Raw genomic sequence first — 8,120 nt, forward strand, 5'->3', positions numbered from 1 at the left:
TAGCGAAACGTTTCGCTGATGGAGCAAAAAATGAAAAAAGGCACCGTTCTTCATTCCGGCATTTCATCCGTCATCTCGCGTCTTGGTCACACTGACACCGTTGTGGTGTGCGACGCCGGGCTGCCGATTCCGTCCACGACTGAACGTATCGATCTCGCGCTGACCCAGGGCGTGCCGGGATTCTTACAGGTAGTTGATGTCGTGACGCGCGAAATGCAGGTCGAAGCGGCAATCCTCGCACAAGAGATTAAACAGCATAATCCACAGCTCCATGAAACGTTGCTCGGGCAGATCGAGCGGCTGCAGCAGCACCAGGGAAATACCATCACTGTTCACTATGTTTCACATGAACAGTTCAAACAAAAAACCGCGGACAGTCAGGCGGTCATTCGCAGCGGGGAGTGTTCCCCGTATGCGAATATCATTCTCTGTGCCGGCGTCACGTTCTGAGGCCGCCATGGAATCTTTACTCCAGCTCAAAGGCATTGATAAATCCTTCCCCGGCGTTAAAGCGCTTTCCGGCGCGACGCTGAATGTCTACGCTGGTCGCGTGATGGCGCTGGTGGGGGAAAACGGCGCCGGTAAATCCACGCTGATGAAAGTGCTGACCGGCATCTATACCCGCGACGCCGGTTCGCTGCTCTGGCTCGGCCAGGAGACGACCTTCAGCGGCCCGAAGGCCTCTCAGGAAGCCGGTATCGGTATCATTCACCAGGAGCTGAACCTGATCCCGCAGCTTTCCATCGCGGAAAACATCTTTCTGGGGCGCGAATTTGTCAGCCATTTCGGCAAAATCGACTGGAAAAAGATGTATGCCGAAGCGGACAAGCTGCTGGCGAAGCTCAACCTGCGCTTTAACAGCCGTCGGCTGGTGGGCGAGCTGTCGATAGGCGATCAGCAGATGGTGGAAATCGCCAAAGTGCTGAGCTTTGAATCGCGCGTCATCATTATGGATGAACCCACCGACGCCCTGACCGACACCGAGACCGAATCCCTGTTCCGCGCCATCCGCGAGCTGAAAGCGCAGGGCTGTGGGATTGTCTATATCTCCCACCGCATGAAAGAGATTTTTGACATCTGCGACGACGTGACGGTGATGCGTGACGGCCAGTTTATCGCCGAGCGTGAAGTCAGCTCTCTGACCGAAGAAACGCTGATCGAGATGATGGTGGGCCGCAAGCTTGAAGATCAGTATCCGCATATCGATAAAGCGCCGGGCGAAATCCGTCTGAAAGTCGATAACCTGAGCGGTCCTGGCGTGAATGGCGTGAGTTTTACGCTGCGTCAGGGCGAAATCCTTGGCGTGTCCGGGCTGATGGGCGCGGGCCGCACCGAACTGATGAAAGTGCTGTACGGCGCGCTGCCGCGCACCGGCGGCAGCGTCACGCTGGATAACCGCGAAGTAGTGACGCGCTCCCCGCAGGACGGGCTGGCCAACGGCATCGTCTATATCTCCGAAGACCGCAAGCGTGACGGGCTGGTGCTCGGCATGTCGGTGAAAGAAAACATGTCGCTGACCGCGCTGCGCTATTTCAGCCGTGACGTTGGCAGCCTGAAACATAAAGATGAGCAGCAGGCGGTTAGCGATTTTATTCGCCTCTTCAATGTTAAAACGCCGTCGATGGACCAGGCCATTGGGCTGTTGTCCGGCGGCAACCAGCAGAAAGTGGCGATCGCCCGCGGATTAATGACGCGCCCGAAAGTGCTTATCCTCGACGAGCCGACCCGCGGCGTGGACGTCGGCGCCAAAAAAGAGATTTATCAGCTCATTAACCAGTTCAAAGCCGAAGGGCTGAGCATCATTCTGGTCTCGTCTGAGATGCCGGAAGTACTGGGAATGAGCGATCGCATCATGGTGATGCATGAAGGGCATCTCGGCGGTGAATTCACACGCGAGCAGGCCACCCAGGAACTGCTGATGGCCGCGGCCGTCGGCAAGCTCAGTCGCGTGACCCAGGAGTAAAAGACGTATGACTACCCAGACCGTTGCGACTCGTCGCTTTTTCACCAAAGCGTGGCTGATGGAGCAAAAGTCGCTGATAGCCCTGCTGGTGCTGATTGCGATTGTCTCCACCCTGAGCCCGAATTTCTTTACCGTTAATAATATGCTGAATATTCTCCAGCAGACCTCGGTGAACGCCATCATGGCGGTCGGGATGACGCTGGTGATCTTAACCTCGGGTATCGATCTGTCCGTCGGTTCCCTGCTGGCGTTAACCGGGGCGGTCGCCGCCTCGCTCGTCGGCATTGAGGTCAACGCGCTGGTGGCGGTCGTTGCCGCCCTCGCGCTTGGCGCGGCTATTGGCGCGGTGACCGGCGTGATTGTGGCGAAGGGCCGCGTTCAGGCGTTCATCGCCACGCTGGTCATGATGCTGCTGCTGCGTGGGGTGACGCTCGAATACACCAACGGCAGCCCGGTCAGCACCGGTTTTAATGATAATGCCGATCTGTTTGGCTGGTTCGGTATCGGCCGCCCGCTGGGCATCCCGACGCCGGTGTGGATCATGGCGCTGGTGTTCCTGGTGACCTGGTATGTGCTGCACCATACCCGCCTGGGCCGCTATATTTACGCGCTGGGCGGCAATGAAGCGGCGACGCGTCTGTCCGGCATCAGCGTTAACAAAATCAAAATTATCGTGTATTCGCTGTCGGGCCTGCTGGCGTCGCTGGCGGGCGTGATAGAAGTGGCGCGTCTCTCCTCGGCGCAGCCGCTGGCGGGCGCGGGCTATGAGCTGGACGCCATCGCGGCGGTCGTGCTTGGCGGCACCAGCCTTGCCGGCGGTAAAGGTCGCATTGTTGGGACGCTGATCGGCGCGCTGATACTCGGTTTCCTGAATAATAGTCTGAATCTTTTAGGTGTTTCTCCCTATTACCAGATGATCGTCAAAGCAGTGGTCATTTTGCTGGCGGTGCTGGTGGATAACAAAAAGCAGTAACTCATTACTCAACAGGACATCTGATTATGAATATGAAAAAGCTGGCTACACTGGTTTCCGCCGTGGCGTTAAGCGCGACCGTCAGCGCCAACGCGATGGCGAAAGACACGATTGCTCTGGTGGTTTCAACGCTGAACAACCCGTTCTTCGTCTCGCTGAAAGATGGCGCGCAGAAAGAAGCGGAAAAACTGGGTTACGAACTGGTGGTGCTGGATTCCCAGAACAACCCGGCGAAAGAGCTGGCGAACGTGCAGGATCTGACCGTACGCGGCACCAAACTGGTACTGATTAACCCGACCGATTCCGACGCGGTGGGTAACGCCGTGAAGATGGCGAACCAGGCGAAAATCCCGGTGATTACGCTCGATCGTATGGCGGCGAAAGGCGATGTGGTCAGCCATATCGCGTCTGATAACATCGCGGGCGGTAAAATTGCCGGTAACTATATTGCGAAGCAGGCCGGTGACGGCGCGAAAGTGATCGAACTGCAGGGCATCGCAGGCACCTCTGCCGCTCGCGAGCGCGGCGAAGGCTTTAAGCAGGCCGTAGAAGCGCACAAGCTGAACGTACTGGCCAGCCAGCCGGCGGATTTCGATCGCACCAAAGGTCTGAACGTCATGCAGAACCTGCTGACCGCGCATCCTGATGTGAAAGCCGTGTTTGCGCAGAACGACGAAATGGCGCTGGGCGCCCTGCGTGCGCTGCAAACCGCAGGCAAAACCGATGTGATGGTTGTTGGCTTCGACGGCACCGCTGACGGCGTGAAAGCGGTTCAGGATGGTAAGATGACCGCGACCGTGGCGCAGCAGCCGGAGCAGATCGGCGTTATTGGCGTACAGACTGCGGATAAAGTGCTGAAAGGCGAGAAAGTGCGCGCCCGTATCCCGGTCGATCTGAAGCTGGTTATCAAATAAAACCTTCATAAAGAAAAGCAGGGCAACGCGCCACAGGACGTGGCGCTTTTACAGGGATACACATCATGAAAAGCGCTGGCCATCTCGTCGTTCTCGGCAGTATCAATGCCGATCATATCCTTAACCTTGAAGCCTTCCCCGCGCCGGGCGAGACCGTGACCGGCAGCCAGTACCAGGTGGCGTTCGGCGGTAAAGGCGCCAACCAGGCCGTCGCGGCCGGGCGCAGCGGCGCGGAGATCGCGTTTATCGCCTGTGTGGGCGAGGATGATATCGGCGAGCGCATTCGCCAGCAGCTTTCACGCGACAACATTGATGTCTCGCCTGTCAGCGCCGTTGCGGGAGAATCGACCGGCGTAGCGCTGATTTTCGTCAATGGCGAAGGTGAAAACGTCATCGGTATTCATGCTGGCGCGAACGCGGCATTAACGCCCGCGCGTGTTGACGATCAGCGGGAGAACATCGCCAACGCCCGCGCGCTGCTGATGCAGCTGGAGTCGCCGGTGGAAAGCGTTATCGCCGCCGCGCGCATCGCGCATGAACATCAAACTACCGTTATTCTTAACCCGGCGCCTGCCCGCGCGCTTTCTGACGAGCTGCTGGCGCTGGTGGATATCATTACCCCTAATGAAACCGAAGCCGAAAAACTCACCGGCGTGAAGGTGTCGGATGACGACAGCGCGGCGCAGGCTGCGGCTGTGCTGCACCAGAAAGGCATTGAAACGGTCATTATTACGCTCGGTAGCCGCGGCGTATGGCTGAGCATCAACGGCGAGGGGCAACGCGTGCCCGGCTTTAGCGTGAAAGCCGTCGATACCATCGCCGCAGGCGATACCTTCAACGGCGCGCTGATGACGGCGCTGCTGGAAGGCACGCCGATGCTTAAGGCTATTCGCTTCGCCCATGCTGCCGCGGCTATCGCCGTGACCCGTCCTGGCGCGCAGCCTTCCGTTCCGTGGCGCGACGAGATTGACGCCTTCTTACAAGCGCAGGGGTAAGCCATCGTGGCGACAATGAAAGATGTCGCCCGCCTTGCGGGTGTCTCCACCTCCACCGTCTCGCACGTCATTAATAAAGACCGCTTCGTCAGCGAGGCGATCCGCCTGCGGGTGGAGGACGCCATCAGAACGCTGAATTACGCGCCGTCAGCGCTGGCGCGCAGCCTGAAGCTGAACCAGACCCGCACCATTGGCATGCTGATCACCGCAAGCTCAAACCCCTTTTTCTCCGAGCTGGTGCGCGGCGTGGAGCGTAGCTGTTTTGAGCGTGGCTATAGCCTGGTGCTGTGTAATACCGATGGCGATGAACAGCGCATGAACCGCAATCTGGAGACGCTGCTGCAAAAACGGGTCGACGGGCTGCTGTTGCTTTGCACCGAAACGCATCAGCCCTCTCCCGCCATCATGAAGCGCTACCCGGCTATTCCTACCGTGATGATGGACTGGTCGCCTTTCGACGGCGACAGCGATGTGATTCAGGATAACTCGCTGCTGGGCGGCGATATCGCCACGCGATATTTAATCGATAAAGGCTATACGCGCATTGCCTGTGTGACCGGTCCGCTGGATAAAACGCCGGCGCGCCTGCGCCTGGAAGGGTATCGCGCCGCAATGCGGCGCGCGGGCCTGCGGGTGGCGGAAGATTATGAAGTGATCGGCGATTTTGAGTTCGCGGGCGGCCTGCGGGCGACGCAGTCGCTGCTGGCGCTGCCCGAACCGCCGCAGGCGGTATTTATGGGAAATGACGCCATGGCGGTCGGCGCCTATCAGGCGCTTTATCAGGCCGGGCTTCGCATCCCGCAGGATATCGCGCTGGTGGGTTACGATGATATTGAGCTGGCAAGCTATATGACGCCGCCGCTCACCACCATTCATCAGCCCAAAGATGAACTGGGCGAGCTGGCCATCGATGTGCTGATTCATCGTATGGCGCAGCCTGAGCTCCAGCAGCAGCGCTTGCAATTAACGCCGGTACTGATGGTACGCGGCTCCGCTTAGGCTTTGTGGCGCTCTTTGATCAGGTTACGGCCATCTTTAGGGCGTAACAGCATAAAGACCAGCGATGACACCACGGTAATCACACCCATCGTAATAAAGGTGTAGTGGAACTGCTCAACGGTGTTGGCGTTGTCGAACCCTTCATAGAAGCGCAGCACCGCAGCGCTGACTGCAACGCCAAGACTTATCGACAGCTGCTGCGTCACCGCCAGCATACTGTTGCCGCCGCTGGCGCTTTCATCCGTGAGATCCGCAAGCGTAATGGTATTCATCGCGGTGAACTGCGTGGACATCGCAAGGCCCAGCACAAACAGCGGCAGGATCAGCAGCCAGACCTGGTTATCCGGCGACTGCAGCGAGAACTGCGCAATCATCAGCCCGATAAACAGCGTGACGCCGACCAGCGTTTTTCGATAGCCAAACCAGCGCAATACCTGCGTTACGCCAGATTTCGCGATAATCGACCCGACCGCCGTGGGCGCCATCATGCAACCGGCGATAAACGCCGGATAGCCAAAACCCACCTGCAGCATCAGCGGCATCAGAAACGGTACGCAGCCGGTACCGAGACGGGAGGCAATATTCCCGGCGATGCCGACGGAAAAGGTGCGCGTTTTGAACAGAGAAAGCGAAATGAGCGGCGCGCTGTGCCGGCGGGCGTGCCAGATATAAGCCATCATCAGCAATAACCCACCTGCAATGACGGCGAGCGCCATCCAGGTAGCCACGATGCGTTCGCCAAACAGCTCCATTCCGCTGGAAAACAGCACCAGACTCAGGCCGAACAGAAAGAAACCCGGCATATCAAAACGGCGACGCGGCGTGGTGAAGTTCGGCATATATTTACGCGCATAGAACAGGCCCGCGACGCCAATCGGAATATTAATAAGGAAAATCCAGTGCCAGCTCGCCCAGGTGACCAGCACGCCGCCGAGCAGCGGCCCGAGAATGGGGCCGACCAGGCCTGGCATCGTCACAAAATTCAGCACCGGCAGAAGCTCGCTGCGCGGATAGGCGCGCAGCAGCGCGAGACGCGCCACCGGCATCATCATGGCGCCGCCGATACCCTGCACAATACGGAAGATAACCAGTTCGCTTAGCGATCCGGACATGGCGCAGGCGAGCGAACCGAGGGTAAACAAGGAGACGGCGATCATAAAAACGCGGCGGGTGCCGAAGCGGTCGGCCAGCCAGCCGCTGACCGGGATTAACATCGCGACAGTCAGGGTGTAGCTGATAATCGCGGACTGCATCGCCAGCGGCGAGCGGTTAAGACTTTGAGCGATAGCTGGCAGAGCGGTGTTGAGAATGGTGGCATCCAGTGCCTGCATAAAAAAGGCCATCGCCGCTATCCACGGCAGGCCCGCCATACTGCGCGCTTTTTTAGTCATGCGGATCCTGTTGTTATATGTCCTGCGATGCGGTTGCCTGCAAAAGCGCCTGACAGGCGCGATACGCCTCTTCGCTTTGGGACGAGAGAATGGCGTCCGCGATCGCCTGATGAATGTCGGGCTTGATAACCTGGTTGTGCGTTATCGACGTGAAATAATTGTAATAGATGGAGCGAAACAGGCTGGCGAAAGCGGTCATAAAGGGATTGCCGCTCATTTCATAGATCAGCTCATGGTAGGCCATGTCGGTTTCTATCCAGCGTTCGCGGTTAAAAGCGACCTGAAGCGCAGCCATCTCATCGAGCGTGTTTCTGAATCGCTGCTTTTGCTCATCGGTACCGTTTAGCGCGGCCAGCGCGCAGGCCTGAGGCTCAAGACTGTGGCGCATCACCAGAAAATGATTAACCACGGTCGTGAAAGTTTCGATGCCCATCCACCACGTCAGCAACTCTTTATCCAGAAAGTTCCACTGGCTCTGGGGCAGCACGCGCGTGCCGATACGCGGGCGCGGTAAAACCAGCCCTTTGGCGGTCAGCGTTTTAACGGCTTCTCTTACCGCCGTGCGGCTGACGCCGAACTGTTCGCCCAGCTCCATCTCGCCAGGTAAAATCTCGCCTGGCTTAAACTCTCCTTTAAGGATGCGTTGCGCCAGCTTTTCGGCCAGGACATAAGAAAGGTTCTTTTGGGCGGCCTGTTGATGCGCCAGTAACGACATAATGGCAATTCCTTCAGCTGTACATCGCGCAGTAGTATGCCACCGCAAGGCATGATCTGATGTAAAAAACAGCAAATAACAGGCTATATGGCGGTTTTACGTGATATATGGTGAAAAAAAACGCGCTTAGAAAGTTTTTTTAAATTTCCTCTTGTCAGCGCAGAAGAACT

Annotated in this window: 8 protein-coding genes; 6 read left to right on the forward strand and 2 right to left on the reverse strand. The window is 57.8% G+C overall.

Translation table 11 applies throughout. The features are described from left to right. The first annotated feature begins 30 nt into the window (after positions 1-30). The 6 genes from rbsD (at position 31) to rbsR (ending at position 5,844) form a co-directional block, all read left to right on the forward strand. Positions 31-450: a D-ribose pyranase gene (rbsD, locus tag AB8W27_RS20820; protein ID WP_015743011.1), complete on the forward strand. Its 420-nt coding sequence runs from the start codon at positions 31-33 to the stop codon at positions 448-450. A gap of 7 nt (positions 451-457) precedes the next feature. Next, complete coding sequence (gene rbsA, locus AB8W27_RS20825) at positions 458-1,963, forward strand: ribose ABC transporter ATP-binding protein RbsA (RefSeq protein ID WP_015743010.1); 1,506 nt, start codon at positions 458-460, stop codon at positions 1,961-1,963. Positions 1,964-1,970: 7 nt separating this feature from the next. Then, the gene (rbsC, locus tag AB8W27_RS20830; protein WP_015743009.1) at positions 1,971-2,936 is read left to right on the forward strand and encodes a ribose ABC transporter permease; all 966 of its coding nucleotides are present in this window, start codon (positions 1,971-1,973) and stop codon (positions 2,934-2,936) included. Positions 2,937-2,962: 26 nt separating this feature from the next. Continuing rightward, a complete protein-coding gene (gene rbsB / locus AB8W27_RS20835; protein WP_007765686.1) occupies positions 2,963-3,850 on the forward strand; it encodes a ribose ABC transporter substrate-binding protein RbsB in 888 nt (295 codons plus the stop codon). 65 nt (positions 3,851-3,915) lie between these two features. After that, a complete protein-coding gene (gene rbsK / locus AB8W27_RS20840) occupies positions 3,916-4,845 on the forward strand; it encodes a ribokinase (protein WP_007765683.1) in 930 nt (309 codons plus the stop codon). A gap of 6 nt (positions 4,846-4,851) precedes the next feature. Next, entirely contained in the window at positions 4,852-5,844 is a 993-nt protein-coding gene (gene rbsR / locus AB8W27_RS20845; RefSeq protein WP_015743008.1) for a ribose operon transcriptional repressor RbsR, read from the forward strand. Here the strand turns inward: rbsR and mdtD are convergent. Both mdtD and AB8W27_RS20855 read right to left on the reverse strand, forming a co-directional pair. Further along, entirely contained in the window at positions 5,841-7,235 is a 1,395-nt protein-coding gene (mdtD, locus tag AB8W27_RS20850) for a multidrug transporter subunit MdtD (protein ID WP_041924084.1), read from the reverse strand. The genes rbsR and mdtD overlap by 4 nt on opposite strands. A gap of 13 nt (positions 7,236-7,248) precedes the next feature. Then, positions 7,249-7,950 (reverse strand): FadR/GntR family transcriptional regulator, encoded by a 702-nt coding sequence (locus tag AB8W27_RS20855; protein WP_007765671.1) that lies wholly within the window; start codon positions 7,948-7,950, stop codon positions 7,249-7,251. Positions 7,951-8,120: the final 170 nt, after the last annotated feature.

The sequence above is a fragment of the Cronobacter turicensis genome, from assembly GCF_041222865.1.
In the GTDB taxonomy this organism is placed as follows: Bacteria; Pseudomonadota; Gammaproteobacteria; order Enterobacterales; family Enterobacteriaceae; genus Cronobacter; species Cronobacter turicensis.